Here is a 26,288-nt window from a genome sequence, read left to right on the forward strand (position 1 = left end):
CAAAAATTGGTAGGGGGCATTGCCCATACATGCAATTGTAAATGATATTTATTTTCATTATCATTTTTCTTTTCGTAAACAACTGTAAAGAAAAATGACATGAATTTAAAAACATTAAAAAATCAGTCCCTCTGCGCGCTTGCGATTTCACTGGCACTTTATACCGGTTCAGCCCTGGCAAAAGACTTTACTGAGGATCAGTTCGCCTCTCAGACGCTTGGTCATGGCGTTTACGAACTGGCTTATGACGCCGGACATCAGGCTATCTATGCAGCCTCTGCCCCCTCTTTCGACAAAGATAAAACCGCCGGTGAAGTGTTCCTGTTTTCAACTGAATCATTAAAAGTCGATGAGCGGATCGCCACCGAACGCCGTCCTTTTGCGGTCTCACTGGATGAACCTAACCACATTCTCTGGCTAGGTAATGCGCTGGATGGCTCACTGACCCTGCTGGATACCCGCACCCATAAAGAAGTGAAAATGCTTCAGCTTGCAGACGAAGAAAATAAAGCCCACGTTCGTGAAGTGGTGCTCGACAAGAAGCACCACCGTCTGTATGTCTCCGGTATTGGCAGTGAAAATAAAGGTGTGCTGTGGGTTGTCGACACGCATAACCAGAAACTATTACACGCCCTCAAAGGGATGGATCCGGTCGGTTTCGCCGTTGATGAAGCTGGCGATAAAGTTTACGCCGTCACTGGCAAAGGCGAACTTGTTACCCTGGATGGCAAAACGTCGCAGGTTCTGTCGCGTGTGAAGGTTGACCCCTCCGAGCCGAAGCATTACTTCCTGAACATCGCGTTGAACACGGCCAAAGGCGTCGGATTTATCGCCGATACCAACACCGCCGACGTGCTGGTAGTCCAACTGGACAGCGGTAAAATTGTTCACCGCGTTCCCACGCCAAACTCTATCGCTGCGGTCTATAACCCTGCCCGCAACGAAGTGTATGTTACCCATCGCAATGCCCGTCAGATTAGCGTTATCGATGCCAACACTTACAGCCTGAAGCACACCATCAAAACGGCAGCAATGCCAAACAGCATGGTGCTTTCTCCTGACAGCAAAACGCTCTTCGTTAGCGTGAAGCAGGATGAAAAAGCCAACAAGGCTGACTATGTACTCAAGCTCGATTTAACCCAGTTCTGAGGAATGCGTTGTGATTAACCAGACTCGTACCGCGCTGGCGATTTCGCTCGCCCTTGCCAGCCTCCCGGCGACCGTTTTCGCCGAAGAAACCACACCAGATAATGAAGATCAACTGGTGGTCACCGCCACCGGTTTCGCACAGGAACGCCGTGAGGCACCGGCGACCATCTCCGTCGTCGGCGAGAAAGAACTGAACACCCGCTCTAACCAGAACGTCACCGAAGCCCTTCGCGAGATGCCCGGCGTATTGGTGGGTAATGGCAACGGTAGCCTTGCCACAGGCGATGTGCAGATGCGCGGAATGGACTCGACCTATACCTCCTACATGGTCAACGGCATCAAACAAGGCACCCGCGAATCGCGTCCTTACGGACACCATATCGGGACAGAGGCTGCCTTTTTACCGCCGCTTGCTGCTATCGAGCGAATAGAGGTGATTCGCGGACCGATGTCCTCACTGTATGGCTCTGACTCCATCGGCGGCGTGGTCAACGTCATCACCAAAAAAGGCTACAACCTCGATAAATGGACAGGTGTGCTGGAAGATAACTACTTCCTGCAAGAGAAGAGCGAGTACGGTAACACCAACCAGACCAATGTCTTCCTGATGGGGCCAATTATCCCCAGCAAGCTCGGGGTGAGCGTAGCGGCGGATTATCTTGATCGCCGTGATGACGACAGCATCTCCGATGAGCGCTTTGTGAAGCACCAGGCTGGCAATCTGGATGCCACCATCAACATGTCGCCGACCGACACCCAACTTTGGGATTTGAACGTCGTCAAAGGGCATCAGGTAAAATCACACAATGATAAAGCCTGGCAATGGGACTTTGACCGCGATGCCGCTTCACTTGCGCAGCATGCCTGGTACGGCGACGATCTGCTGGAAGTGAAGAACTTCATCAGCTACGAAAACGCTAAAACCGAGTATCGTGTGCCGGGCATGAGTTCGCAGTTCATTAAGCAGAAAAACTATGAAGCCAACAGCGCGAACACCTTTACGCTGGGCGACCACAAGTTGACGCTGGGGATCAACTTCACCCGTAATGAGCTGGACGACACTTTCGGCATCGAAAACAAAGAAGTGCCGGGCATAACGCCAGTCAGCAAGATCACCCGTGACGGCTGGGCCATCTTCGCGGAAGATGCCTGGATGATGGTTCCGGACTTCACCCTCACCACCTCGGCGCGTCTCGATCACGACAGCTACTTTGGCTACCACGTCACGCCAAAACTCTACGGTAACTGGACGATTGACGAAAGCTGGGCGCTGAAGGGCGGCGTATCGGCGGGCTATAAAAAACCGGACCTGCGTGAGAACAATGAAGGTTTCACCAGCGTCTACGGTTCGTATCCGTATTCCTTCATTGGGATCGGTAACGATGACCTGAAACCTGAGCAGAGCGTCAACACCGAGCTGGGCGTCTACTGGCAACAGGACACACTGGCACTGGATGCAACCGTGTTCTTCACCAAATTCAAGGACAAGATCAGCGACTACACCATCTGTACCGCAACGGCCACGCAGAAGTGTATTTACAACGGGTATGAAGCGGAAGAAGTCTCGCAGTATTTCAACGTCAGCGACGCGGAAATCTATGGCCTGGAGCTGAACGGCGACTGGCAGGTCACTACCGCGCTGAAAGCGAACGCGAACTACACCTATACCCACAGCGAGCAAAAGAGTGGTCAGTACAAGGGAGAGGCACTGAACGAGTTCCCGACGAGCATGGCCAACCTGTCTCTGACATGGAATGCACTTAACGATCTTGAACTGTGGAGCAAAGCCAGCTGGCGCAGCAATACGCCTGACATCGGCAAATCAACGTCAACCGACGCCTATGCGCTGGTCGATTTAGGGGCACGCTACCATCTCAACAAGAGCATCACATTGATGGCGGGGGTTTATAACCTGTTCGACGTGAACCCAATCTACAAAACGTCCTATAACCAGTCTTCCATCCTGGAAGGACGCCGCTACAACATGGGCGCACGCTTCGAGTTCTGACAGTGACGCCGGAGCCTAAGGCTCCGGTAGTTACAGGCCGCGCGCCTTCAACGCCACATTCACTTCCCGATACGCCTCTACCAGTTTATCCAGCGTGATCCGGCTTAACCCGCTGGGATTCGGCAATACCCATATTTGCGTCGCGCCAATGGTCAGCGTCTGTTTTCCCCACTGCGCCCCACGCTGGCTAAGCCCCTGCTCAAATGCCTGCTTCCCGAGGATAGCGAGCGCGGCTGGCTGATACTCTTCTATTTTCTCAATGAGCAGACGACCGCCGTTGCGCATCTCCAGGAGCTTGACTTCATTGGCTTGTACCGTTGGTCTGTCGACAAACTTAGTCACGCCGCAGCGGAAATCCAGCAGATGCTGTGCCTCTTCAGGTTTAAGCTGGCGATCGGTAAATCCCGCCTGATGAATGACTTTCCAGAAGCGATTCGCGGGATGCGCAAAGGGAAATCCTGTACCTGCAGAAGATAACCCCGGATTGATGCCGCAAAATACCACCCGCAGCCCCGGTGCCAGTATGTCCTTAACCATAATTACTCCGAACAATACATCAGAGGAACAAGTATAACGGACTGAAAATACATTGTTTATAAAAACAGCATCCGTACGCTTATGTCTGGATTGCAACGCGGAGTTACTTTATAATCCACCGCCACGGCCCCTTAGCTCAGTGGTTAGAGCAGGCGACTCATAATCGCTTGGTCGCTGGTTCAAGTCCAGCAGGGGCCACCAAATTTTAGCTTTAAAATCATATAATTAAGCCATCTTTAATAAGATGGCTTTTTTGTTTTGTAGAGTCGGCGTCCCCTTTTTGTCCCCTCATGTCACCAGTCCCCTCTCCTCCCCGTCCGCATCCTAAGCCAACACCATGCCTATTTTTTACATTTTGCTCATGGCTGGTTATGATTCAGGCGCATAAATTTAAAAGGAAATGTTTATGGCACTCACAAAATGCAAAGAATGCAAAAAAGAAGTTTCGACATCTGCGAAAACATGCCCACACTGTGGTGTTAAAGATCCGGGCTTTGGTGCAAAACAGAAACTTAGCGGCTGTCTGATACTGATTATCATTGTCGGGATAGTCATGTACTTCGTTGGCAATAGCGATGACGATAAAGCAGCTGAGGCCACGAAGGCATGCTCTAACACAGACACTCAGTGCAACTTTGATAAGAACCTGGTAGATGCTGTGACGAAATGCAAGCCATTAGTTGAGCGTTCCGCGAAGTATGAATTTGAATGGACTGATGGATTGTTAGACCCAATGTTTTCTCATGGCCGAATTGATAGCAAGAATAACCAGTTCACTTTCATCGGCGATAAGGTCAAATTCACTAACGGCTTCAATGCTAAAGTGAACATGACATATGCCTGTACACTGGATCTGAAAACAAAAGAAGTCGTAGACTTCAAGATTTCAGAAGGAAAACTGTAGTAATTCCGCTACAAGGCTGGTTTTCGACTTAAGGACATTTGTAAATGGCTACCAAGCACCAAACTGAACTTGCCCTAAAAGCATTACTAACGGAATTAAATCATTCGGGATGCGATTTGTATGAATTAATTGAAAGAACGATTCTACGCATGCAACAAGAGCATCTTTATATAAAAGAAGATTCGCATCGTGAAAGAGGTGGCGCAGAAGATGCTCTATTCAGCACCGTCGAGAGCCTAGTTGGTAAGAGGCCCCACTCTATTCCCGGTGATATAAAGTCATTCGACATTGAAGATTTCTAATTCTGATAGCCGGATCATAACATATCCGGCTTATCTATCTCTAAAGGATTAAATAATGGATATTCTGGAGAAGGGAAAGCTATTTCTATTTGTACTTTTCATCATGCCCGGTTTTATTAGCATGAGGGTATACAGGCTTTTTCATCCATCTGCTGACTCAGACACATCCAAAGTACTGATCGATGTGGTTTCTTATAGCTGCATAAATTTCTCCCTCTTATTAATACCAATATATCTCATTGAAATAAATAACGTTTTTATCAACCACCCTGTTTTATATTATTTATTTTATTTATTTGTATTAATAATTATTCCTGTATTACTACCTATTATATTGTTGAAGATTCGCAGCTGTGAGAAAGTCAAACGAGTTCTTCCCCACCCTATCGGGCGTTCATGGGACTACTTTTTTTCAACAAGGCAATGTTGTTGGGTTCTGGTAACACTAAAGAATGGTAAAAAATATGGGGGTTATTATGGTAGTGAATCATTCGCATCCAACAGCCCTGAACCTGAACAAATCTATCTAGAAAAGCACTGGGCACTCGATGATGATGGTGATTTTGATCACGAACTAACTGATACGTTAGGGATAATAATATTGACTAATGAAATAGAAAGTGTTGAATTTATTAAGGTAAACACGCTCGAACCTAACAATAGCGAGGAAGAAAATGGCTGAAGAAAAACCGGCTAATACCCCAAGAACTATTCACGATGGATGGCAACCTTTAAATGAAGGTTATCAACCATCTAGCAGACCAAACCAGCAAAATAATGGTTATCAACCACCAAGGCAAACGCAGCAAACACAGCAAGTTGCCCCACCGCCTAAGAAACGCTAGCACAACACTTACAGTTGATGCCATAGCTGATAATTTTCAGTTATGAAATCACAGTAAATATAGATGTAGCCCGCATAACTCGTAGGTTAGCGGGCTTTCTGTTATCTGCGATACTCGGCACATTTGATTTTAAAATCTCAACGAAAATTAATTTTTCATATACTTATCAATTAATTACCACCAAAAAGAGATCCTTTTTGGATCTTTCCCACTGAAAAAAACTGAAATTCTTTTCAATCTTTTCAGTTCACGTAATCCGCTATTCCCCCAGTAATGGCGCTGGCGGCGGCAATATCGTCAACGGAATCCTGACCATGTGGTAAATAATGACGGCGAAGAATTAAATACTGTTCGAGTCCATTTCGTTCAATATCATGGACTCGCTTTGTCAGTTTTTTACTTCAATCTCCAGTTCCGGCGCGTAAATATCATTAACCTTACTGACCAGTTGCAGTGCTGCACCCGGACGTTTTAATACGTCAATCAGTGCTTCTTTCGTTTCCGGGGTAACAATACGCATCAGATAATTATTTGCAGGTGCAACTTTATTATCCATCGCCATTTCATTAATCAGTTTATTGTAGGCAGTCTGATTAGGTTCAAAAACAATGGGCGTACCGGTGATTCGGCAGTATTCATCAATAGGGAGGTAAGGCGTGGGAATGGTAATTGTAATGTTAGGACGCATAAGGCAAACTCCTCAGTTCAGCTGAGCGCTGCAACGCTCATTAATATTCGAACTTCAACAACTTTCGGAGCTAGACTAATTCGCGAATCGAGAAGTGTCAATATTCATTTCTTGAATAGCGAATTGCGAGATTCGTCATGAGCACATTCAAAATCAATCTGGACGTAGACAGCACCCCTATTCTGAACAGGGTTATCGAGGCTTACGGCTTTACGCAAAAGCTACAGCTTGCCGAACATCTAGACATGGCTGCTAGCTCCCTTTCTTCTCGCTATAAGCGTGGCGTTTTCCCTGCTGATATTGTCGTTAAATGCATTGCTGAAACAGGTGTTAACCTGGAATGGCTGGCAACTGGTGAGGGGAAAAAATTCAATGACAATGAACTCGATATTTTAAAGTTTCCACGCAAAAAGCTTGTAGATGGCCAACTCTACGATTCTGGCTATGCCATGTTTGACAAGATATTTTTCCGAGCTGGTACACCACTACCGGCAGCGCCAATCTGTGTTCAGGATGAAAAAGCGCAGTACATCCTAGATCAGCAATTTGCGGAGGTTTTCGATGGAGAATGGCTTGTTAACATTGAAGGCAAATCAAGCATAAGAACACTGACCCGTATTCCTGTTAAAAAAGTACGAGTTAGCGGCGTGGGTATGGCTTTTGACTGCGGCTTGGAAGATATAGAAATTATCGGCCGAGTCGTGATGACTATCGTTAATTCATAATGAGCATACGAAAGAAGGCGGACGGGAAATGGCTGCTAGACTTTTACCCGGAAGGAAAACCCCAGGGGAAAGCCAGCAAGCGCATCCGTAAAACCTTTACCACCAAAGGTGAGGCGTTGGCCTACCAAAGCCACATAATGGAAAACGTCCATGTAAAACCCTGGCTGGACGGAAAAGAAGATCGCCGCAAATTGCGCGACCTAGTAAACCAGTGGTTCGATGAACATGGCGTAACACTGGACGATGGCGAAAAACGCAAAAGCGCTATGGAATTTGCCTGTGAAAGCATGGGCGATCCCCTTGCTCATGAATTTGATGCAACCATGTTTTCCCTATACCGTAAAAAACGCCTATCCGGGGAGATATCCCGCACACCTCGCGTTAAGCAGGTTTCACCCAGAACCATGAATTTAGAGCTGGCATATTTTCGCGCGGTGTTTAATGAGCTGAAGAGACTTGGCCACTGGAAGCCGGAAAACCCTCTTTCAAATGTTCGGGCCTTTAAATCAGAAGAAGCAGAACTGGCATTTCTCGAAGACGAGGAAATTGAACGACTGCTGAATGAATGTTCCAAAAGTCGGAATGAAAGCGCATATTGGGTTGCCTGTCTGTGCTTAGTAACAGGGGCGCGCTGGGATGAAGCTGAATCGGTAACAACCAAACAAATCAGAAATCTCAAAGTCACCTTTTCAAAAACTAAGGGGAACAAAAACCGCACAGTGCCGATCAGCCAGGAATTCTTTGATGCACTTCCAAAACCAGCAAAACCCGGCCGCTACTTTAGTTCTTGCTATTCGGCGTTCCGTAAAGCAGTTGAACGCGCTGATTTAGATTTACCAGACGGACAGCTCTCACATGTACTGCGTCATACATTCGCAAGCCACTTTATGATGAACGGCGGAAACATACTGGTTCTTAAAAGCATACTTGGCCATACGGATATAAAGATGACTATGCGCTATGCTCACTTTGCTCCAAATCATTTGAACGAAGCAACAAAATATAACCCTTTAAATTATAAAAACTCGGTCTTTGGTATAAGAGAGAGAAAAAAATGAGTATATTTGCTAATGAAGATGAAATGCAGGAATGGATGGAAGAAAGATTGGAGGAGGTTGAAGGCCTTCACGAATTAATATTGAACACTGATGACATATCAAACTTTCTCCCTACTAATACCCCCGAACAAAAAATTAAAGATAGCTTCATCTCGTGTTTGAATGGCTTGCATATCACGAATGTTATATCTAAAAATGAAAATATATCGAATAAGAAGGGTGATGTACTAAAGCCAGATATTCTTGCATATGCGCCTGAAAAAGAAGCAATCGTAATAATAGAATTAAAAAACTTCGGAAATGCTACAAGAGAGGCCGGTACTGAGTTATCTGCCTACGCAGCTGAAGTCAAAACATCCCTAGACCATTTATCGGATGGAGATATTATTAGCATAATTGTGTCTCCAAAATGGCCTACTTTAATCAAACATCATTTATACAACGCGATTGTCTGGCAAAACAAGAACATTCTCTGCCTTGAACCGCTCATGAAAGGCGATGATATCTTTCTTAAAGTGGTGGACATACAGACGCTTGTACAAGGAATTCCTCCAGAAAAATTTAGCGAACAACAACTAGCAGCATATACTATCTGCCTGTATGACGATACACAACAGTCTCGCACTCCTCCGCCAACGAAACTGCATGGACAATTACCATTAATGCTCGCAAGCATCGATACGATCGCGACAAAAGGAGAGAAAATAAACAGTCATGGATTCGCATTTTTAAGTAAGGAGAATTTAGGGTTTGGTTTATCGCCATATTTCATTCATGTGGTAAGCATCGCCCCTTTTAAATGTCTTGAGAGAATACTCCATACAAATGAAATATCCACATATGACGACCTTCCCAAAATGACGAAGAAATACATAGATATTTATATGGAACATTCGCCATATGGTTATGGTTCAAATATGGACTCAATAATAAAAACCTCTCTTGAATTTCTTAATAATATTTGCTCGCCTCATATTGAAGGATTAACAACATGGGAGATTATTAAGGAAGGATTTGATTCCTTACAATGGGAACCATTATATTTTACTTCATGGGGTTTATTCAAAGACATTGCAATAAACAAACTTGGCGTAGAATATTGTTGCGGCAATACCAGTCTAAATATAAACTCAGTTAAATTAGGCCTGGATGTTGTGAATGAGACTATAGATGTAAATCATAGATATATTGAAATACAAAGCATGCATGAAAGCTTTTTCCCTGAAGGCTACTTTGACGATTGAGCACTAGTAGCGGTACAGTCTCTGTTCCTTGAAGCCTGTCCCCTTTCTGCCCCCTCAGAACTCAGACGACCAATAAAGACCGGCAACATTCATTCTTTAAGCTTATGATTCACCTGTAACTTATTGTTTTTTCAAGGTGAGACAGCGTTCTCATAATCGCTTGGTCGCTGGTTCAAGTCCAGCAGGGGCCACCAAACACTGCAAGGGCTGACGCTAAAAACGTGAGTCCTTTTGTTTTTCTGGGGATGCTTCGGGGATATCGTAGATAGGGGTTAATGGGTAATCATGGCGTATTAATCGGCACGTTTACGCCGTAGTTGCACAGGCTTACGCCACGCAAAAGACGGAGCAACGGCGGCCCCTTCGTCCATACACGCTTCCATAACGGCGGCGCGGGCGCGATAGAATACCGCCATAACCTCACGCTATCCGGCCCCTGTATGCCTCATGCGGTACTGCATGGTAATGGCGTTCGCTACCTCAAGTTCTCGGCGGGTAAGTTTCATGGCGGGATCCTTTTACTGCTAAGGTTTCGTACCGTTGCGAAGATGCGCTTTAATGCGTACCCAGCGTCATATTGCTTTAATTTGCTATTGCTCCCCTTCTCAGGATTAGACGGGCCACTACCGTCTGCCGATGCAATCCAGTGAGGCTGGAGAACTAGTTAATGTTCATAATTTTTTTGTGACCATACTCCGAATTTAACCTTCACATGTCGATCAAAAAAATGCACAAATTATCATCCTTACAATTTTAAATATATTTAAATACAATAAAAACAGTCAGTTAACCACATAATGGTGATGCCAATAAAATGCGAAAAACTAGCCGCTTTCCGCGAGTCAGCCCCCCTGTGGAGTAGGCCCCCCCTCTGGGAATACCTTCAAAATCATCAGGGCAGGGATGAACTGAAGATGTATTTCACTGTTCATTCTTTGGTAGTCTATAAAAAATCTATCCTATAGGGACACCTCATGTCTGAAACCAATATTGATAAATTCAATGAAGTGACAGGAAAAATATTTGCCATTCTTTATTGCTCATTTCCAGTCCCAGTGGATATTCACTTGAGGGACTTTATTGATGGTGAGGTTTATGAAGCAAATGATGAAACTCTTACTGGGTATGACATATCTGAAAGCGCCCTATTTGTTGATTCGACAATCAATTGGTTAGCAGAAGCTGACTTCATCCAGATAGGTGATAAAGGCTTGGAAAGCCATTATTCTGTGGTCCTAACCCCAAAGGGGCTGGAGTGCCTCAAGCTTACTCCAGAAAGTCTTTCCGTCCCTGGCGAATCACTAATTTCAAACGCTCTCAAATCAGGTAGCAAAGAGGCGTTAAAAATACTGGCTAATCAGGTATTATCGGCTGGCATAAAAATCGCGGCACAAAAAATGGGAATGCCGTGATAGTAAAAATATTCACCTTAAAAGCGGTCTTCCGACCACTTAAATAACTATGTCTCTGTCGGTGCCGTCCCTGTGGACTTCAACATACCTCACCAGTCCATCGGCGCTACACCAGCATTACTTGTACTTCAGCGGATATTGGGACACACTGACATGAAGGTCACGATGCGGTATGTATACTTTGCACCTGATCATTTGTCCGAAGCAATGTCACTCAATCCTCCGAATCAGATTGAGTTGTTAACTCAAGCATCAGCATCGAATTTTAAACAGAGGTTTCAACTTTGTGACATCAAATTAGCAACCAATTGATAATGCAAACTCTTTACAATACTAAAATGGATTAAGAGATGAATATTAGAAAAATAAAATGGTTAAATCATCCAGTATTAGGTGATCTGAAATTAGATTTCACCAATCCCCAAACCCAAAAAGCATATAATACTATACTTTTAGCGGGGGAAAATGGAACAGGAAAATCAACAATTCTTGAATCAATTAGTAGCTTTTTAAACTACGGTTCACATGAATATATTGACTCTATTGAATATGAGGTCAATAGTGATATATATAAAACCACAATTAATAGTCAACACACACACTCTAAAAATTTTTTCAATATAGTCGAACAAAATGGTGACATCCATCCCGTAACATATGATAGAAATTACAGTCCTGATAAAATAGGTTCGGACAATAAAGATTTGAGAAATTATGGCTGCGTATACTCCAAGGCACGCTCAGATTATAAAACTCAAAAAATAACGTCAACTACAATCAGTGAACTTGATAAAAACAAGCATGATATTGATACAGTTGAGGATTTCACCTCATTAAAACAACTTATAATTGACATTGTAAATCAGGACAACTCAGCATATGTAGAGGAAAATAAAATATTAGGCAACAGTCCTAAATCTTGGGATGTTTTTTTAAAAAATCAAAATTATTTAGATTTCAAAATGCATTTGACAATTTTTTTGAAAAAATTAAATACGGACACGTTGATGACATTGAAGGTGAAAAAACAATCTTATTTAAAAAAAATAACAAACTTATTCCAGTTGATAAACTAAGCACTGGCGAAAAGCAAGTTGTGTTCAGAGGTGCATTTTTATTGAGAAATACTAGCATATTGGATGGCGCATCAATTATGATTGACGAGCCCGAGTTAAGTATGCATCCCAAGTGGGAAAGGAAAATATTCAGTTACTACAAAAAATTATTTTCGATGAGTGGTCGACAAACTGCTCAAATATTTTTCGCCACACACTCAGATCATGTTCTTAAAGAAGCTTTAATTGATATTAATGACAATCTTGTTATCACTTTAGTAGAAAGCAATGGTTTAATAAAATGTAAAAATATTAATGCCCCATCAGTATTACCCTCTGTAACAAATGCTGAAACAGCATACTTAGCTTTCGATATTATTTCAAATGACTACCATATTGAGCTTTACGGATGGCTTCAAGATAAAGAAAATAAGAGTAAAGTCAAGGACTGTGATACTTTTATCAAAAATCACATTAAATATGACCCTTCTAAACATGCAAAGCAATCAGGTCATAATAATACTACATATGATACACTTTGCACATATGTTAGAAACTGCATCCATCACCCAGACTCTGGTAATACTTTCACAGAACAGGAGTTAAGGACCTCTATCGAGTTTCTCATAGATATTTGCAAATAATCAACTTTACCAATTAAAGAACATATATTTCGAATCCACTTTGTGCAAAGTGGATTCGAACCAACAAGAGTAAATTTGAAAACTTATTTTATTAAAATATTCATATCTAGTTTTTAACATATCTAAAGTTGATGTGATTTTTGAAAGGTTTTAGTATTAGGAATACGTAGCAAAGTAGCAGCAGAACACAGCACTATATGCCACTTTCCATCACTATTCGTTCTAAATAAAACATATAAATCAGTAAGTTAAAGATTTAAATCTTTTAAAAATGGGACTCATAATCGCTTAATAGCTGGTTCAAGTCCAGCAGGGGCCACCAGATTTCAAGGACTTGCGATAAATCGCAGATCTTCTTTTATTAATCTTCCGTTTAGATATACCCGCTCAATAAGCAGCATGTGATACCGCTTTGGACGCCGCCATCCCGAGATGGAAACGTCCGTTAGAGTTTGATTCGATAGTCAGCTCACACTAGCTCTTTGAGCTGCTCCTGCATATAGGTTGAAAAATACTCTGGGTTCTTGATAAGGATGCGGTTACCGGAGGCAACTTTTTCTGCCCATCCGGCCACTTTTTTCGTGAACTCGGGATTCCATCCCTCCTGCTCACCCCGTGCCATCACAACTTCCGGACTCGCTGGCACACCTAAGTCATGCAAATACTTTAAGATTCCCTTAGCGGTGCTTTCATCCATTGAATGGGGTACTGACGCCGAAGTGTTCATACCACCAATAAAATCCAATGCTTTCTCAATTGCTGTTGGCATGCTCTTATCCTTAAAATTAACCACGTGAGAGACACATTTATACTATGTACCCAACTCCGCCGGGATATCAAAGAGAACATCGCCTTTATTTGACTTACCCCGCAGCTAAACGCTTGCGCGGCTGTTTTCTGCGCTATTTTTTTGCATCTCCGGCTAAAACTAGTCCAGTTGCCACCGCATTACGCGGCCCTTCGGTACCTCGAATATTGCCCTGCCCGGCGACAACGCCGTAATGCGCCAGCGCATCGGTGATCATCTGCGGGATTTCGAAATCCAGCGAAGAACCGCCTACCAGCACCACAAAAGTCATATCGCGAATAGATCCACCAGGTGACACCTGGCGTAACGCGCGCAGGCAGTTGGTCACAAAAACCTTCTCTTTGGCCTGTCGGCGCACCAGACGTATTTTTTCCAGCGAGGTCTGGTTATCTACCGGGATCAGCTCGCCCTCTTTCAAATACACAACTTTGGCAAACACCGACGGGCTGAGCGGTTCGCGGAAAAACTCTACCGCGCCGTTCTCATGGCGAATGCTGAACAGGCTCTCCACTTTTGCCAGCGGGTATTTTTTAATTTCCTCCGCCAAAAATGCATCGCTTAAGCCCAGCTCTGTTTGAATCAACAGGCTGACCATATTCCCCGCCCCGGCCAGATGTACCGCTTTCACTATGCCATCGCTATTGATGACGGCTGCATCGGTAGATCCTGCGCCTAAATCGAGGATTGCCAGCGGCGCAGCGCATCCAGGTGTTGTTAACGCCCCCGCTACAGCCATGTTGGCCTCCACGCCACCAACTTCAACCGGCGTGTTTAACCGGGCACTCAGCTCACTGGCGATGGCCTGCATCTGTAAGCGATCGGCTTTCACCATCGCCGCAATGCCCACGGCGTTCTCCATTGAACACTCTCCGGCGATGCCGCCCTGCACCTTACGCGGAATAAATGTATCGACCGCCAACAGATCCTGAATATGCACCGTGTTCATGTCATGACCGGTCAGCGAGGCCATCACCTTTCGCACCCGCTCCAGCATGCCGCCTGCGTGCGTACCAGCTTCCCCAGCAATATCGCGCACGGGCGCGCAGGCGCTCATCGCCTGCATAATGGCCTGCGCGCCTTGCGCTACGTCGGCTTCACCGCCACGCTTTTCACCACGGATAAAGATCTTACCCGCCGGGATCACTCTTGATTGCACATCGCCCTGCGGGGTTTTCAGTACCACGGCGGAACGGTTGCCAATCAGCGCTCTGGCGATGGGGACGATAGTTTGCGTTTCCTCGGGCGTCAGGGCAAAGAAGGTCGCAATGCCGTAAGGGTTCGACAGCACCCGTACCACCTGTCCCGGGGCCGCCACTTCCACCGCCGCCAGCACACCTTCCGGCACCTTCTCCAGCAGGGTGACTTCATCAACCACCGGCATTGGCCGACGCAGGCGATTATTCACCAGCACCCCATCATCTTTTTTCAGGATAGCCGCCACCACATTGACGCCGCGATCCAGCGCTTCATTGATAAACCAAACCGCCTCAAGGAAATCCATCTCCTCACCTACCAACGGGATCCAGCCCTGGGCAAATCGATCCTCGCTCAACGCCGCCAACTTCTCCACGGCGATGGTGGTTCCCATACCCACGCCAACGCCACCGGGCGTTTGCGGGTTATGACCAATCATCGTCGATTCGGTAATGATGGTTTCAGTGATGGTTTCCATCGCCACATCGCCAATCACCGGTGCGGCCTCGTTGATACAAATTTTTGCTACGTCCTGCAGCGACCACGGCGTGTTATTCAGCGCCTGCTGCAGGGACGCGACTACCCCAGCGATATTATCCCGCGTGCCTTTCATACCGGTCGTGGCGACAATCCCGCTGCCGATAAACCGGCCATCCTGCGCCAACGCCACTTCGGTGGTGGCGTTGCCGATATCGATCCCTGCAATTAACGGCATGCTGCCTCCGTCACTGGCTGCCTTTACGCAGCTTATTTCTCTGCTGGTATACCTCTGCCGATTCGCGGACAAACCCGGCGTTCACCGTGGCATGCCATGTGTGTTCCAGTTCATCGGCAATGGCCTGCAACTCGGCGAACGAAGAACGAAACGGCCGCAGCGCGTTGTAGATCTCCAGAATGCGGGCATCCGGAATCGCAATCAGCTCAGCCGCACGACGAAAATTGCGCGCCACGGCATGACGCTGCATCTGCTCGGCAATCTGCGCCTGGTACTCCAGCGTTTGCTGAGAAATACGCACATCCTGCGGTCCTACGCGGCCCGCCAGCACATTCTCAAGGGTAATGTCGGTTAGCGGCTTGCCGGTAGGCGTCTGGATTTTCTCCGAGCAGCGGGTCGCTAATGGGTAATCCTGCGCAGTCATGATGTTGTCGTTCATGGTCATTCCCTTACCAGTGCAATGTGCAACGTGACAGGCGCAGCATCCTGCACCACGTGTTTGGTTTCTTTGATATGAAACAGCGCGGCCTTGGCCATAAATTTAGGGCGCACCATCTGGTCATTGACCACTGGCACCGGCGAAGGCGACTCTTTGCGTGCATATCGCGCGGCGTTTTTACCAATCTGACGATAGGTTTCCAGCGTCAGCAGCGGAGCTTGAGAAAACAGCTCGAGGTTGCTTAACGGCAGCAGATCGCGCTGATGAATCACCGTGGTTCCTTTCGACTGGATGCCAATCCCGATGCCTGAGCCGCTGAGGTTTGCCGCATCCCATGCCATAAAAGAAACATCCGAGGTGCGCAGGATCCTTACTACCCGCGCATGTAATCCCTCTTCTTCGATGCCAGCAACCAGCTCTTTCAGAATCGCGTTGTGAGGCATATCAATCAGGGTTTTATGCTGGTACTTGCCAAAGGCCGGGCCGACGCCAATCACCACTTCATCCACGCGTTCATCCGCGTTAGCCGCCTCGCCTTCGCTCACTTGTAAGGTGAAAACCGGCTTACGTTCAGTTGTGCATTCCACAGTGTTCCGCCTTATTCGATCGAGCCGGGCTGAACCACGCCCGCAATATTTTTAATTTCCGCCCAGCGTTCGGCACTGATGCGATAGCCGGTACCAGGTCCCTGATAATCATTGATGTCGTTGACAGCGCTGACGACGTCGAACTGGCGATCCAGAATGGCCGACGTTTGCAGGTAATCACCAGTAACACGCTGTCTCAGCATATTGAGGATATTGCTGGCGATATCTTCAAAACCGCTGCAACTCAACGCGCCGACGATATCCAGCCCGGTGATATTACGCTTCATCATCTCTTCCACGGCCGCCAGATCCTCCACTACATTGCGCGCAGGCATATCTTTGCTGCCGTGAGCATAAGTAGCGGCTTCCACTTCTTCATCGCTTATCAGCGGCAGGCCCAGTTCGCGGAACACCGCCTGAATGGCGCGTGCAGCCTTATTGCGTATAGCGATGGTTTCTTCTTCAGTCACCGGACGCAGACCGCCGTCAACCATCAGATCGCGTTGCAGGATGTTGTAATCATCGAAGTCTTCAGCGTCGAAGTTCGACCCGGCAAACATGTTGTCGTAGTTGGGTACCGCGCTGTAACCAGAGAAAATAAAGTCGGTACCCGGCAGCATCTGCATCAGGGTGCGGGCAGTACGGCGAATATCGGAGTGAGAAAAGGTCTGGTCATTGGCGGAGGCCACTTCAAGGTCGAGCATTGAGGCAATCAGGTTTTCTGCCAGCACCGCGCGGATCCCCGAAGGCACAGCGCCGGTCATGCCGATACAGCTGACCGCACCGTTTTGCAGCCCCTGTACGCCCGCGCCTTTAGTGATAAAAATGCAGCGCGACTCCAGATAAAGCATCGATTTACTTTCGGAATAGCCCATCAGCGCTTCCGAGCCAGTGCCGGAGGTGTAGCGCATCTTCAGGCCACGCGACGCATAAGCCGAGGCGAGAAACGCTTTGGACCACGGCGTGTCATCACCGTCGGTAAACACCGATTCTGTGCCATACACCGACACCGTTTCGGCATAACTGGTTAGCCCACGCATGCCCAGCTCCAGCTCCGTGGCCTCTTCAACAGAACATTGCGTCAGCACACCGGGACGACCGCATTGGGAACCCACCAGCAGCGCCAGGGCGTTAAACGGCGCGTAGCGGGCGATCCCGACCGTCGTTTCCTGCTCGGAAAAGCCGCGGATCCCCGCTTCAGCAGCGTCGGCGGCAATCTGTACCGGGTTATCTTTCAGGTTGGTCACGTGGCACTGGTTGGAGGGCGTGCGTCTGGCACGCATTTTTTGCAGCGCCATCATCATCTCCACCACGTTCATTTGCGCCATCACTTCCACCGCTTTCGCTGGGGTGATGGCAGTGGTAATGGCAATAATCTCTTCCCGACTGACGTGGATATCCACCAGCATTCTGGCGATCTCCAGCGCGTCGAGCTGCATGGCGTGCTCGGCCTCAGCCACGTTAATGGCGTAGTCGGCAATGAAACGGTCGATCATGTCGAACTCGGCGCGGCTCTTACCGTCCAGCTCAACAATACGACCATTTTCCACCTTCACCGACGACGCTGGATCGTAGGGGCTTTCCATGGCGATCAGCCCCTCTTCAGGCCATTCGCCAATCAGCCCATCCTGATTTACAGGCCGCTTCGCAAGTACTTCGAATCGTTTTGATCTTCTCATGATTTATTGACTCAAAAGATAAAAAATAGGGACGCTGGGCCGCATTGCCGGGGACACAACACCCGTCATTCGCCTTTCATCAGCAATGGTCGAACTCTAAATGAGCAGAACAATAAAAAAATAAAATTAATTTCGTTCCAATTTGGTACCTAATAAAAACGCATCGTTTCATATTGAAACGCAATTCAGGAATATCCATCGTGAATTGTGACGAGGTTAAATGATCATTATCAATAAACGCAAAACCGGGAAGGTGAATTTAATATCTTTGAAATTTTCGCCCTATTGACTTAATAACGCACGGCGAGAAAATAAGGTAAAGCCAATGATAAAAATAGCTGTTGCGCGATATGTTTCGTGACCTCAGCCCTACAACATTTTCAGGAGAAACTGTGAATAAGAGCCAACAAATTGCCACCATTACGCTGGCGGCTGCAAAAAAAATGGCGCAGGCCGTTGAGGCTAAAGCGCTTGAGATCAGCGTTCCGGTGGTCTTTTCCGTGGTGGATCGCGGTGGGAATACGCTGCTAATGCAACGCATGGACGATGCGTTTGTCACCAGCTGTGATATCTCTCTTAATAAAGCGTATACCGCCTGCTGCCTGCGCCAGGGTACCCATGAAATTACCGATGCGGTACAGCCTGGTGCTTCGCTATATGGTTTGCAGCTTACCAACCAACAGCGCATTGTTATTTTCGGCGGCGGTTTACCCGTCATATTAAACGGTAAATTAATTGGTGCCGTTGGCGTTAGTGGCGGCACCGTGGAACAAGACAGATTATTAGCAGAAACCGCACTGAATTGTTTCTCTGAATTATAATTTAAATCTAAGAAGGTATATTATGAGCTATCGTATGTTTGATTACCTGGTGCCAAATGTGAACTTCTTTGGCCCCAATGCTATTTCCGTTGTCGGCGAACGCTGCAAACTGTTAGGCGGTAAAAAAGCGCTGCTGGTTACTGATAAAGGTCTGCGGGCCATTAAAGACGGCGCGGTAGATAAAACCCTCGCCCATTTACGTGAAGCGGGCATTGACGTGGTGGTTTTTGATGGCGTTGAACCTAATCCCAAAGACACCAACGTGCGTGACGGTCTGGAAGTCTTTCGCAAAGAGCATTGCGATATCATCGTTACCGTCGGTGGCGGTAGCCCGCATGACTGCGGTAAAGGCATCGGTATCGCAGCAACTCACGAAGGCGATCTCTACAGCTATGCCGGGATTGAAACCCTGACCAACCCGCTGCCGCCGATCGTTGCGGTGAATACCACTGCCGGTACCGCCAGCGAAGTCACCCGCCACTGCGTGCTGACCAATACAAAAACCAAAGTGAAGTTTGTGATTGTCAGTTGGCGCAACCTGCCGTCGGTCTCCATTAACGATCCGCTGCTGATGCTCGGCAAACCCGCCCCGCTGACCGCCGCGACGGGTATGGACGCCCTGACCCACGCCGTAGAAGCCTATATTTCCAAAGATGCCAACCCGGTCACCGACGCTGCCGCTATTCAGGCTATTCGCCTGATCGCACGCAACTTGCGTCAGGCCGTAGCGCTGGGCAGCAACCTGAAAGCTCGCGAGAACATGGCCTACGCCTCCCTGCTGGCAGGTATGGCTTTCAACAACGCCAACCTCGGCTACGTTCACGCGATGGCGCATCAACTTGGCGGTCTGTACGACATGCCGCACGGCGTGGCGAATGCCGTACTGCTGCCGCACGTGGCGCGCTATAACCTGATCGCTAACCCGGAAAAATTTGCCGACATTGCAGAGTTTATGGGCGAAAACACTGACGGACTTTCCACCATGGATGCCGCAGAACTGGCCATTCACGCCATTGCTCGTCTCTCTGCTGACATCGGCATTCCGCAGCATCTGCGCGATCTGGGTGTCAAAGAAGCCGATTTCCCGTACATGGCGGAAATGGCGCTGAAGGACGGCAACGCCTTCTCTAACCCGCGCAAAGGGAACGAGAAAGAAATTGCCGAGATCTTCCGTCAGGCATTCTGATAGTACAGGGGGCGCAATGTCACTTTCATCACCGGGCGTACATCTGTTTTATCACTCGCGCTGGCAGGATACTCGCGTGCTTGATGAGCTGTGCTGGGGACTGGAAGAGCAAGGCGTCCCTTGTCGGGCAATCTGTTGCAACGAGCATGACTGCGCACTGGCATTGAGCAAACTTGCGGCCAAAAGCTCAACGCTACGTGTCGGTCTGGGTCTTAACGCCACGGGTGATATTGCTTTAACCCACGCCCAGTTGCCCGAGGATCGGGCGCTGATCCGTGGTCATATCCGCGCCGGTGCAGCCCGGCTCCGCGTCCTCGGTGCTAATGCTGGTCAACTGGTCAAAGTGCTTCCCTTCAGCGAGATAAAATAAATGTACCGCATCTACACCCGAACCGGCGATAAAGGCACGACCGCACTGTTTGGCGGCAGCCGTATCGACAAAGACGACATCCGCGTTGAGGCCTATGGCACGGTGGATGAACTGATTTCCCAACTTGGCGTCTGCTATGCCAGCACGCGTCAGGCCGGGCTACGCCAGGATCTGCACGCCATACAGAAAATGCTGTTTGTTCTGGGTGCGGAACTCGCCAGCGATGAGAAAGGACTCGCTCGCTTACAACAGCGTATTGGTGAAGAGGATACTCAGGCGCTGGAGCAGCTTATTGACCGAAATATGGCGCAAAGCGGCCCGCTCAAAGAGTTTGTTATTCCGGGGAAAAATCTCGCATCGGCACAGCTACACGTAGCACGAACCCTGGCGCGCCGACTGGAGCGGGTCCTCATCGCGATGAGCAGATCGCTAACGTTACGCGATGAACCCAGGCGTTATATCAATCGACTGTCAGACGCGCTGTTCTCGATGGCGAGAATTGAAGAAACTAGTCCAGATGCTTGCGCTTAAACTGGCTGGCATCAATGTCGTACTGCTTCATCTTGCGCCACAAGGTAGTGCGGCCGATATTCAACAGTTGCGACATCTCCTGCACGCGCCCGCTGGTGACGCGGGCAGCATGGATAATCGCCTCTTTTTCAATAGCGGTAAACGTCAGACTAGCAGGCAGCAGTGAAGACGCCGTCTCCAGACCCGGACGTTCGGCAAACAAATAATCCGGTAGATTGCTCAGCCGAATATGGCCGTTATCACTGCTGATGGCGATGTTTTCGATAATGCTGTTCAGCTCAAAGTCATTGCCCGGCCACGAATAGGCCACCAGTTGCGCCAGCGCGTCGTCGTCGATCTTCAAACTGTATGGAAAGCGTTTTTTCAGGCTATTCAGCCGCGTAAAAATCAGCGAGGGAATACTACTGCGCCGCGCCCGCAGCGGTGGGATCACTATCTCAAAAGAGTGCAGCGCATAATACAGCTGACGGCTAAAGCGGTTTTGCTCCACCAGATTGGCGAGATCAACCGTGGTGGTGGCGATCACTTTGACATCCACCGGAATCAGCCGACGGGCATCCAGGCGGGTTAATACCCCCTGTTTGATCACCTGTAACAACGCGGATTGCAGCTCCGGCGCCAGATATTCAATTTTTTCCAGAAACAGCGTGCCGCCGTTCGCCAGTTCAAGACGGCTCAACCGGCCATTTTCATCGTCGGTGGGCGCACTGCCCATAAAATCCTGCCCCAGTACGCTGTTGGCATACAGCTGACAGTTCACGGCGATATACGGCCCGCTGGCGCGCTCGCTTTCATTGTGGATGGCCTGACTCAGCAGCTCTTTACCAACCCCCTCTTCCCCGCACAGCAGGATCGGGAAACTCCCCCTCGCTGCCTGGCGTCCAAAATGGATCAAGCGGCGGGTTTCCGGATCGTCAGTCGACATCTGCTCAAAGGTGTGGCTCACCTTGCCGAGCTGGCTGGTCATCAGCTGGCGCATTTGTTCCACCGGATGCAGTAGCAGAATAAAGCTGTTGCCCTGCTCCTCAACAATCGGCTTCAGGGTAATGACGGCATCAACAAACTGATGCTGGCTTTCAAAGGTAACTTCGACGTGATTCAGACCGCGGGCATGTTTGATCGCCCGGCGCAGCAGCATGGGGAGATTAAGCAGATCGTGAATGTTTTTCCCCTGACTGGCCTGCGCATCGAGATGCAAAAGCAGCGCCGCTCGTGCATTGAGGAACTGCAATACGCCCTGTTCGTTCCAGGCCATCACACCATCATCCATACTCTCCAGCAGCCCGTACATCTGGTTCAGATGGCGGTTGGATTCAGCCAGCAGGCTGTCGGTCAGCAAAGAGTTGCCGACTTCTCTGGCAATCGCCAGCGTCAGGGATAAATCAGAAACGCACTCATGCTCCACCAGACAACACAGCGAAATGGAGCCGAACAGTCGACCATGGTTATCGAAGACCGGCGTCGAGCAGAACGACCACGGATGCAGCGCCTGTTTAAAATGCTGATCGCCAGAGGTTTTTGTCGGCTGACCCGGCATCGTCGCCAGCGACAGGGCACAACTGCCAATGATGCTTTCCGCACAGTAGCTGCCGTCACGAAACCCAAGCTCCGCCAGCTGTTCTACCGTCTGCGGATCGCCGCAACGACTGAGAATACAGGCTGATTCATCCAGAATCAGCAGCGCACACGGGCGTCCGTCCATAAACTCCCAGGCATCTTCCAGCGCAGCCTGAGCAATCGTCAGCAACGCCGTCTTGCGACGACAAATCGACTCAAAGGTCAGCCCCTGCGCCTGATGCGGCGCCTGCCAGGTTTCCCGCTGCATAAACTTGCTGCAACGATGCCATGACTGGGCAATGACTGAAGAGACTTCCTTCCCGATGCTATGCGTGTGCGCCGTCATATCCCTTTCCGCTGTTTAACCATAGACAACCCCTCCGGCAGAAACTGTCAGAGGGGGAGAAGATGCCGGATAACAACCTACCGACGACTGATTAACGCGCCAACCACTGCTGTCCCAGCAGATCTGCCGTCAAGATAGCGGCATGTACGCTTTCAGGCGTTACCGGGAACGGCATATTGTGGATGGTTTCACCTTCTGCGCAGGTCGCTTTCGCCACGGCCATGATCTTGCCGTCAACGTCTTCTTTCACGCCCATTTCCGCTAACGTTACCGGCAGGCCGACTTTCTGACAGAAATTCAGCACGGTTTCGATCTCTTCCATCGGGCTGTTTTGCAGCACCAGTTGCGCCAGCGTACCAAAGGCGACTTTTTCACCGTGGTACAAATGGTGGCACTCTTCCAGAATCGTAAAGCCGTTGTGGATCGCATGCGCCCCTGCAAGACCGCTGCTTTCAAAGCCGATGCCGCTGAGGTAAGTGTTAGCTTCGACAATACGCTCCAGCGCATCGGTCACCACGCCAGCCTGCGCAGCAAAGCGTGCCTTCTCGCCTTCCGCCAGCAGGGTATCATAGCACAAGCGCGCCAGGCTCAGCGCCGCCACGGTGGACTGTCCGCCCGCCATGCTGGTCGCTCTGGCGTCATAACAGGCTTTCGCTTCAAACCAGGTCGAGAGCGCATCGCCCATCCCGGCCACCAGCAGACGTACCGGCGCTTTGGCAATGATCGCAGTGTCCATCACCACCATATCCGGGTTTTTCGGATAGATCAGATACTCTTCAAACTCACCGGCTTCGGTATAGATAACGGACAGCGCGCTGGTTGGCGCATCGGTAGACGCGATAGTCGGGATCACCACCACCGGCAGCTTCTGGTAGTAACCAATCGCTTTGGCGGTATCCAGCGTTTTCCCGCCGCCAATCCCAACCACGCCGCGACAACCGTGCTGTTTCAGAATGGCAATCAGTCGATTAATTTCAACATGGCTACATTCACCGTTAAAGCGTTCCGCATGGCAGCTAATGTCGTGGCTGTGCAGGCCGTTGAGTACTTTCTCTCCCGCCAGCTTCATCACGAAGTCATCCGCAATCACAAAAAAGCTGTCCGCCAGATTTTTAGCGTATTGACCAAACAAGGTGGAAGCGTCAGGACCCTGGAGATATTTGGCTGGAGATTGAATAACTTTTAGCATTCCTTTCATCCTCAAATAAGTACATGTTTTTACATGGTGAGCCCTGGCGTTAACCTGTTTGGCCTGATGCAGACGGCGAAAACGGGAGGTACCGGAGCGATGCAATAACTGTATGGCGAGGCGTGCACAAAAAAATCTTTCGTCTTTTTGTTCTGATATGAAACAGATAAAAACGGAGTACGTTCCATATTGGAACGCTTATCCACAAAAATGATAAGGTTTGCGATCCCGATCCGCTCATTTGCCACCAAATCTCCGGCACAGACGAATCTCACTTTCTTTTTACCTACTCACTTGCCAAAAAACCGGCAAAAAAAAAGCTGACAGTGCCATATCAGCTGCATTCATCGCGAGAGAAAAAAGTCGAGCGAGCTCGCATTGTGATCGTTCCTCATTCTTTTTGGTTTCATTACGGAACAAAAAACAATGACAACGTTCCGTAATGAAACTCATTTTAACGTTGTTTTTTTCCGCGCTGACTTCGCCAGAATCTCTCTATCGCCTCCGTACCATGACCATGCTTCCGGGGGTTTGTCTTACACTCAACCTCAAGGAGCCGTTATGTCTCAATTCTTTTTTAATCAACGCACCCATCTCGTGAGCGACGTCATCGACGGTACGATTATCGCCAGCCCGTGGAATAACCTGGCGCGTCTGGAAAGCGATCCGGCCATTCGCATCGTGGTCCGTCGTGACCTCAACAAAAATAACGTGGCGGTAATTTCCGGCGGCGGTTCAGGGCACGAACCCGCGCACGTTGGGTTTATCGGTAAAGGTATGCTAACCGCTGCGGTTTGCGGCGACGTTTTCGCTTCCCCGAGCGTGGATGCGGTACTGACCGCCATCCAGGCGGTAACCGGTGAGGCGGGCTGTTTATTGATCGTGAAAAATTACACCGGTGACCGTCTTAATTTCGGTCTCGCCGCCGAGAAAGCCCGTCGCCTTGGTTACAACGTTGAAATGCTGATTGTTGGCGACGACATCTCCCTGCCTGATAACAAACACCCACGCGGCATTGCGGGAACCATCCTGGTGCACAAAATCGCAGGCTATTTTGCCGAACGCGGCTACAACCTCGCCACCGTCCTGCGTGAAGCGCAGTACGCGGCCAATAACACCTTCAGCCTGGGCGTTGCGCTTTCCAGCTGTCATCTGCCGCAAGAAGCCGACGCCGCCCCGCGTCATCATCCGGGCCACGCGGAACTGGGCATGGGCATTCACGGCGAACCAGGCGCATCGGTTATCGACACCCAGAACAGTGCGCAGGTGGTGAACCTGATGGTGGATAAACTGATGGCAGCCCTGCCTGAAACCGGCCGTCTGGCGGTGATGATTAACAATCTTGGCGGCGTTTCCGTTGCCGAAATGGCCATCATTACCCGCGAACTGGCCAGCAGCCCGCTGCACCCGCGTATCGACTGGCTGATTGGCCCGGCCTCACTGGTCACCGCGCTGGATATGAAAGGCTTTTCACTGACGGCCATCGTGCTGGAAGAGAGCATCGAAAAAGCGTTACTCACCGAGGTGGAAACCAGCAACTGGCCGACGCCGGTCCCGCCGCGTGAAATCAGTTGTGTACCGTCATCTCAGCGTAGCGCACGCGTGGAATTCCAGCCTTCGGCGAACGCCATGGTGGCCGGGATTGTGGAACTTGTCACCACAACCCTTTCCGATCTGGAGACTCATCTTAATGCGCTGGACGCCAAAGTCGGCGATGGCGATACCGGTTCGACCTTTTCCGCTGGCGCGCGTGAAATTGCCAGTCTGTTGCATCGCCAGCAGTTGCCGCTGGATAACCTTGCCACGCTGTTCGCGCTGATTGGCGAACGTCTGACCGTAGTGATGGGTGGTTCCAGCGGTGTGCTGATGTCTATTTTCTTTACCGCTGCGGGGCAGAAACTGGAACAGGGAGCTAGCGTTGCCGAATCCCTGAATACGGGACTGGCGCAGATGAAGTTCTACGGCGGCGCAGACGAAGGCGATCGCACCATGATTGATGCGCTGCAACCGGCCCTGACTTCGCTGCTCACGCAGCCGCAAAATCTGCAGGCCGCATTCGACGCCGCGCAAGCGGGAGCCGAACGAACCTGTTTGTCGAGCAAAGCCAATGCCGGTCGCGCATCGTATCTCAGCAGCGAAAGCCTGCTCGGAAATATGGACCCCGGCGCGCACGCCGTAGCGATGGTGTTTAAAGCGCTGGCAGAGAGTGAGCTGGGATAAGCCATAAGTGCCTGATGCGCTGCGCTTATCAGGCCTACGAGTGCAAAGCTTTGTAGGCCGGATAAGGCAACACAG

At 49.2% G+C, this 26,288-nt stretch carries 28 protein-coding genes, 1 tRNA gene and 1 pseudogene; 19 read left to right on the forward strand and 11 right to left on the reverse strand.

Going from position 1 to position 26,288, the window contains the following annotated elements:
* Positions 1-99 precede the first annotated feature (99 nt).
* The gene (gene yncE / locus OGV98_RS02255) at positions 100-1,149 is read left to right on the forward strand and encodes a 7-bladed beta-propeller protein YncE (RefSeq protein ID WP_202580990.1); all 1,050 of its coding nucleotides are present in this window, start codon (positions 100-102) and stop codon (positions 1,147-1,149) included.
* Positions 1,150-1,159: 10 nt separating this feature from the next.
* The gene (locus tag OGV98_RS02260; RefSeq protein WP_003838090.1) at positions 1,160-3,157 is read left to right on the forward strand and encodes a TonB-dependent receptor domain-containing protein; all 1,998 of its coding nucleotides are present in this window, start codon (positions 1,160-1,162) and stop codon (positions 3,155-3,157) included.
* Between the two features lie 30 nt (positions 3,158-3,187).
* Here OGV98_RS02260 and mug read toward each other — a convergent pair whose 3' ends face one another.
* The gene (gene mug, locus OGV98_RS02265) at positions 3,188-3,694 is read right to left on the reverse strand and encodes a G/U mismatch-specific DNA glycosylase (RefSeq protein ID WP_003838087.1); all 507 of its coding nucleotides are present in this window, start codon (positions 3,692-3,694) and stop codon (positions 3,188-3,190) included.
* 125 nt (positions 3,695-3,819) lie between these two features.
* Here mug and OGV98_RS02270 point away from each other — a divergent pair.
* From OGV98_RS02270 to OGV98_RS02290, 5 genes are all read left to right on the forward strand, one after another.
* Positions 3,820-3,895, forward strand: a tRNA-Ile gene (locus tag OGV98_RS02270).
* 205 nt (positions 3,896-4,100) lie between these two features.
* Positions 4,101-4,598, forward strand: coding sequence for a hypothetical protein (locus tag OGV98_RS02275; protein ID WP_286550994.1), 498 nt, complete (start codon positions 4,101-4,103; stop codon positions 4,596-4,598).
* A gap of 44 nt (positions 4,599-4,642) precedes the next feature.
* Entirely contained in the window at positions 4,643-4,900 is a 258-nt protein-coding gene (locus OGV98_RS02280; RefSeq protein ID WP_060683193.1) for a hypothetical protein, read from the forward strand.
* A 55-nt stretch (positions 4,901-4,955) separates the two neighbouring features.
* Positions 4,956-5,582 carry a DUF6338 family protein gene (locus OGV98_RS02285; protein ID WP_286550996.1) on the forward strand — a complete coding sequence of 209 codons (627 nt, stop codon included), beginning with the start codon at positions 4,956-4,958 and terminating at the stop codon, positions 5,580-5,582.
* Complete coding sequence (locus tag OGV98_RS02290; protein ID WP_200018610.1) at positions 5,575-5,745, forward strand: hypothetical protein; 171 nt, start codon at positions 5,575-5,577, stop codon at positions 5,743-5,745. Before OGV98_RS02285 ends, OGV98_RS02290 begins: the two co-directional genes overlap by 8 nt.
* Positions 5,746-5,987: 242 nt before the next feature.
* Here OGV98_RS02290 and OGV98_RS23575 read toward each other — a convergent pair whose 3' ends face one another.
* Together OGV98_RS23575 and OGV98_RS02295 are read right to left on the reverse strand one after the other, a co-directional pair.
* A complete protein-coding gene (locus OGV98_RS23575) occupies positions 5,988-6,137 on the reverse strand; it encodes a DUF6890 family protein (protein ID WP_502873840.1) in 150 nt (49 codons plus the stop codon).
* Entirely contained in the window at positions 6,134-6,433 is a 300-nt protein-coding gene (locus tag OGV98_RS02295; RefSeq protein WP_286551000.1) for a putative phage tail assembly chaperone, read from the reverse strand. The genes OGV98_RS23575 and OGV98_RS02295 overlap by 4 nt, the downstream gene beginning before the upstream one ends.
* A 137-nt stretch (positions 6,434-6,570) precedes the next feature.
* Between OGV98_RS02295 and OGV98_RS02300 the strand changes: the two genes are divergently transcribed.
* Genes OGV98_RS02300 through OGV98_RS02310 form a run of 3 tightly spaced genes read left to right on the forward strand, consistent with a single transcriptional unit; the run spans position 6,571 to position 9,460 of the window.
* Positions 6,571-7,158 (forward strand): phage repressor protein CI, encoded by a 588-nt coding sequence (locus OGV98_RS02300; protein WP_286511692.1) that lies wholly within the window; start codon positions 6,571-6,573, stop codon positions 7,156-7,158.
* Positions 7,158-8,216, forward strand: a complete 1,059-nt coding sequence (locus OGV98_RS02305; protein ID WP_286511690.1) for a phage integrase — start codon at positions 7,158-7,160, stop codon at positions 8,214-8,216. Before OGV98_RS02300 ends, OGV98_RS02305 begins: the two co-directional genes overlap by 1 nt.
* Positions 8,213-9,460, forward strand: a complete 1,248-nt coding sequence (locus tag OGV98_RS02310; protein ID WP_286511689.1) for a hypothetical protein — start codon at positions 8,213-8,215, stop codon at positions 9,458-9,460. Before OGV98_RS02305 ends, OGV98_RS02310 begins: the two co-directional genes overlap by 4 nt.
* A 293-nt stretch (positions 9,461-9,753) precedes the next feature.
* Here the strand turns inward: OGV98_RS02310 and OGV98_RS02315 are convergent, their stop codons facing one another.
* Complete coding sequence (locus tag OGV98_RS02315; protein WP_272929961.1) at positions 9,754-9,876, reverse strand: hypothetical protein; 123 nt, start codon at positions 9,874-9,876, stop codon at positions 9,754-9,756.
* A gap of 558 nt (positions 9,877-10,434) precedes the next feature.
* Here OGV98_RS02315 and OGV98_RS02320 point away from each other — a divergent pair.
* The 4 genes and pseudogenes from OGV98_RS02320 (at position 10,435) to OGV98_RS02335 (ending at position 12,571) form a co-directional block, all read left to right on the forward strand.
* Positions 10,435-10,872 carry a hypothetical protein gene (locus OGV98_RS02320; protein WP_202580989.1) on the forward strand — a complete coding sequence of 146 codons (438 nt, stop codon included), beginning with the start codon at positions 10,435-10,437 and terminating at the stop codon, positions 10,870-10,872.
* Between the two features lie 117 nt (positions 10,873-10,989).
* Positions 10,990-11,184: pseudogene (locus tag OGV98_RS02325) on the forward strand (hypothetical protein); the annotation flags it as partial.
* A 38-nt stretch (positions 11,185-11,222) separates the two neighbouring features.
* Positions 11,223-11,948, forward strand: a complete 726-nt coding sequence (locus tag OGV98_RS02330; RefSeq protein ID WP_202580988.1) for an AAA family ATPase — start codon at positions 11,223-11,225, stop codon at positions 11,946-11,948.
* Positions 11,885-12,571: an AAA family ATPase gene (locus OGV98_RS02335; RefSeq protein ID WP_286551024.1), complete on the forward strand. Its 687-nt coding sequence runs from the start codon at positions 11,885-11,887 to the stop codon at positions 12,569-12,571. The genes OGV98_RS02330 and OGV98_RS02335 overlap by 64 nt, the downstream gene beginning before the upstream one ends.
* Positions 12,572-13,040: 469 nt before the next feature.
* On the opposite strand, the gene OGV98_RS02340 is transcribed toward OGV98_RS02335, so the two are convergent.
* From OGV98_RS02340 to OGV98_RS02360, 5 genes are all read right to left on the reverse strand, one after another.
* The gene (locus OGV98_RS02340) at positions 13,041-13,364 is read right to left on the reverse strand and encodes a DUF1889 family protein (protein WP_001573898.1); all 324 of its coding nucleotides are present in this window, start codon (positions 13,362-13,364) and stop codon (positions 13,041-13,043) included.
* A 109-nt stretch (positions 13,365-13,473) separates the two neighbouring features.
* Positions 13,474-15,288 (reverse strand): diol dehydratase reactivase subunit alpha, encoded by a 1,815-nt coding sequence (locus OGV98_RS02345; protein ID WP_003846244.1) that lies wholly within the window; start codon positions 15,286-15,288, stop codon positions 13,474-13,476.
* Positions 15,289-15,298: 10 nt separating this feature from the next.
* Positions 15,299-15,727, reverse strand: coding sequence for a diol dehydratase small subunit (locus tag OGV98_RS02350; protein WP_202580987.1), 429 nt, complete (start codon positions 15,725-15,727; stop codon positions 15,299-15,301).
* A 2-nt stretch (positions 15,728-15,729) separates the two neighbouring features.
* The gene (locus OGV98_RS02355; protein ID WP_049001634.1) at positions 15,730-16,314 is read right to left on the reverse strand and encodes a propanediol/glycerol family dehydratase medium subunit; all 585 of its coding nucleotides are present in this window, start codon (positions 16,312-16,314) and stop codon (positions 15,730-15,732) included.
* A gap of 11 nt (positions 16,315-16,325) precedes the next feature.
* Positions 16,326-17,993 (reverse strand): propanediol/glycerol family dehydratase large subunit, encoded by a 1,668-nt coding sequence (locus OGV98_RS02360; RefSeq protein WP_003841447.1) that lies wholly within the window; start codon positions 17,991-17,993, stop codon positions 16,326-16,328.
* Between the two features lie 392 nt (positions 17,994-18,385).
* Between OGV98_RS02360 and OGV98_RS02365 the strand changes: the two genes are divergently transcribed.
* Genes OGV98_RS02365 through OGV98_RS02380 form a run of 4 tightly spaced genes read left to right on the forward strand, consistent with a single transcriptional unit; the run spans position 18,386 to position 20,901 of the window.
* The gene (locus tag OGV98_RS02365) at positions 18,386-18,814 is read left to right on the forward strand and encodes a GlcG/HbpS family heme-binding protein (protein WP_003024730.1); all 429 of its coding nucleotides are present in this window, start codon (positions 18,386-18,388) and stop codon (positions 18,812-18,814) included.
* A gap of 22 nt (positions 18,815-18,836) precedes the next feature.
* A complete protein-coding gene (gene dhaT / locus OGV98_RS02370) occupies positions 18,837-20,000 on the forward strand; it encodes a 1,3-propanediol dehydrogenase (protein ID WP_003024734.1) in 1,164 nt (387 codons plus the stop codon).
* 16 nt (positions 20,001-20,016) lie between these two features.
* Positions 20,017-20,370: a glycerol dehydratase reactivase beta/small subunit family protein gene (locus tag OGV98_RS02375; RefSeq protein ID WP_003846238.1), complete on the forward strand. Its 354-nt coding sequence runs from the start codon at positions 20,017-20,019 to the stop codon at positions 20,368-20,370.
* Complete coding sequence (locus OGV98_RS02380; protein ID WP_044713680.1) at positions 20,371-20,901, forward strand: cob(I)yrinic acid a,c-diamide adenosyltransferase; 531 nt, start codon at positions 20,371-20,373, stop codon at positions 20,899-20,901.
* On the opposite strand, the gene dhaR is transcribed toward OGV98_RS02380, so the two are convergent.
* Together dhaR and OGV98_RS02390 are read right to left on the reverse strand one after the other, a co-directional pair.
* Positions 20,879-22,804: a dihydroxyacetone kinase operon transcriptional regulator DhaR gene (gene dhaR, locus OGV98_RS02385; RefSeq protein ID WP_286551004.1), complete on the reverse strand. Its 1,926-nt coding sequence runs from the start codon at positions 22,802-22,804 to the stop codon at positions 20,879-20,881. The genes OGV98_RS02380 and dhaR overlap by 23 nt on opposite strands.
* A gap of 91 nt (positions 22,805-22,895) precedes the next feature.
* Positions 22,896-23,993, reverse strand: a complete 1,098-nt coding sequence (locus OGV98_RS02390) for a glycerol dehydrogenase (protein ID WP_003024745.1) — start codon at positions 23,991-23,993, stop codon at positions 22,896-22,898.
* A 561-nt stretch (positions 23,994-24,554) separates the two neighbouring features.
* On the opposite strand from OGV98_RS02390, the gene OGV98_RS02395 reads away from it, so the two are divergent.
* Positions 24,555-26,213 carry a glycerone kinase gene (locus OGV98_RS02395; RefSeq protein WP_202580986.1) on the forward strand — a complete coding sequence of 553 codons (1,659 nt, stop codon included), beginning with the start codon at positions 24,555-24,557 and terminating at the stop codon, positions 26,211-26,213.
* The last annotated feature ends 75 nt before the right edge of the window (positions 26,214-26,288 follow it).

The sequence above is a fragment of the Citrobacter sp. Cf136 genome (assembly GCF_030333815.1).
GTDB classification, from domain to species: domain Bacteria; phylum Pseudomonadota; class Gammaproteobacteria; order Enterobacterales; family Enterobacteriaceae; genus Citrobacter; species Citrobacter freundii.

What these genes read in the sequence shown, in the direction of transcription:
- OGV98_RS02315 (WP_272929961.1), bottom strand. Translation starts at nt 9,876, where the DNA reads ATGGCGGTATTCTATCGCGCCCGCGCCGCCGTTATGGAAGCGTGTATG.
- OGV98_RS02290 (WP_200018610.1), top strand. Translation starts at nt 5,575, where the DNA reads ATGGCTGAAGAAAAACCGGCTAATACCCCAAGAACTATTCACGATGGA.
- OGV98_RS02310 (WP_286511689.1), top strand. Translation starts at nt 8,213, where the DNA reads ATGAGTATATTTGCTAATGAAGATGAAATGCAGGAATGGATGGAAGAA.
- yncE (WP_202580990.1), top strand. Translation starts at nt 100, where the DNA reads ATGAATTTAAAAACATTAAAAAATCAGTCCCTCTGCGCGCTTGCGATT.
- OGV98_RS02320 (WP_202580989.1), top strand. Translation starts at nt 10,435, where the DNA reads ATGTCTGAAACCAATATTGATAAATTCAATGAAGTGACAGGAAAAATA.
- OGV98_RS02350 (WP_202580987.1), bottom strand. Translation starts at nt 15,727, where the DNA reads ATGAACGACAACATCATGACTGCGCAGGATTACCCATTAGCGACCCGC.
- OGV98_RS02275 (WP_286550994.1), top strand. Translation starts at nt 4,101, where the DNA reads ATGGCACTCACAAAATGCAAAGAATGCAAAAAAGAAGTTTCGACATCT.
- OGV98_RS02375 (WP_003846238.1), top strand. Translation starts at nt 20,017, where the DNA reads ATGTCACTTTCATCACCGGGCGTACATCTGTTTTATCACTCGCGCTGG.
- OGV98_RS02390 (WP_003024745.1), bottom strand. Translation starts at nt 23,993, where the DNA reads ATGCTAAAAGTTATTCAATCTCCAGCCAAATATCTCCAGGGTCCTGAC.
- OGV98_RS02295 (WP_286551000.1), bottom strand. Translation starts at nt 6,433, where the DNA reads ATGCGTCCTAACATTACAATTACCATTCCCACGCCTTACCTCCCTATT.
- OGV98_RS02280 (WP_060683193.1), top strand. Translation starts at nt 4,643, where the DNA reads ATGGCTACCAAGCACCAAACTGAACTTGCCCTAAAAGCATTACTAACG.
- OGV98_RS02360 (WP_003841447.1), bottom strand. Translation starts at nt 17,993, where the DNA reads ATGAGAAGATCAAAACGATTCGAAGTACTTGCGAAGCGGCCTGTAAAT.
- OGV98_RS02330 (WP_202580988.1), top strand. Translation starts at nt 11,223, where the DNA reads ATGAATATTAGAAAAATAAAATGGTTAAATCATCCAGTATTAGGTGAT.
- OGV98_RS02380 (WP_044713680.1), top strand. Translation starts at nt 20,371, where the DNA reads ATGTACCGCATCTACACCCGAACCGGCGATAAAGGCACGACCGCACTG.
- OGV98_RS02395 (WP_202580986.1), top strand. Translation starts at nt 24,555, where the DNA reads ATGTCTCAATTCTTTTTTAATCAACGCACCCATCTCGTGAGCGACGTC.
- OGV98_RS02305 (WP_286511690.1), top strand. Translation starts at nt 7,158, where the DNA reads ATGAGCATACGAAAGAAGGCGGACGGGAAATGGCTGCTAGACTTTTAC.
- dhaR (WP_286551004.1), bottom strand. Translation starts at nt 22,804, where the DNA reads ATGACGGCGCACACGCATAGCATCGGGAAGGAAGTCTCTTCAGTCATT.
- mug (WP_003838087.1), bottom strand. Translation starts at nt 3,694, where the DNA reads ATGGTTAAGGACATACTGGCACCGGGGCTGCGGGTGGTATTTTGCGGC.
- dhaT (WP_003024734.1), top strand. Translation starts at nt 18,837, where the DNA reads ATGAGCTATCGTATGTTTGATTACCTGGTGCCAAATGTGAACTTCTTT.
- OGV98_RS02300 (WP_286511692.1), top strand. Translation starts at nt 6,571, where the DNA reads ATGAGCACATTCAAAATCAATCTGGACGTAGACAGCACCCCTATTCTG.
- OGV98_RS02285 (WP_286550996.1), top strand. Translation starts at nt 4,956, where the DNA reads ATGGATATTCTGGAGAAGGGAAAGCTATTTCTATTTGTACTTTTCATC.
- OGV98_RS02345 (WP_003846244.1), bottom strand. Translation starts at nt 15,288, where the DNA reads ATGCCGTTAATTGCAGGGATCGATATCGGCAACGCCACCACCGAAGTG.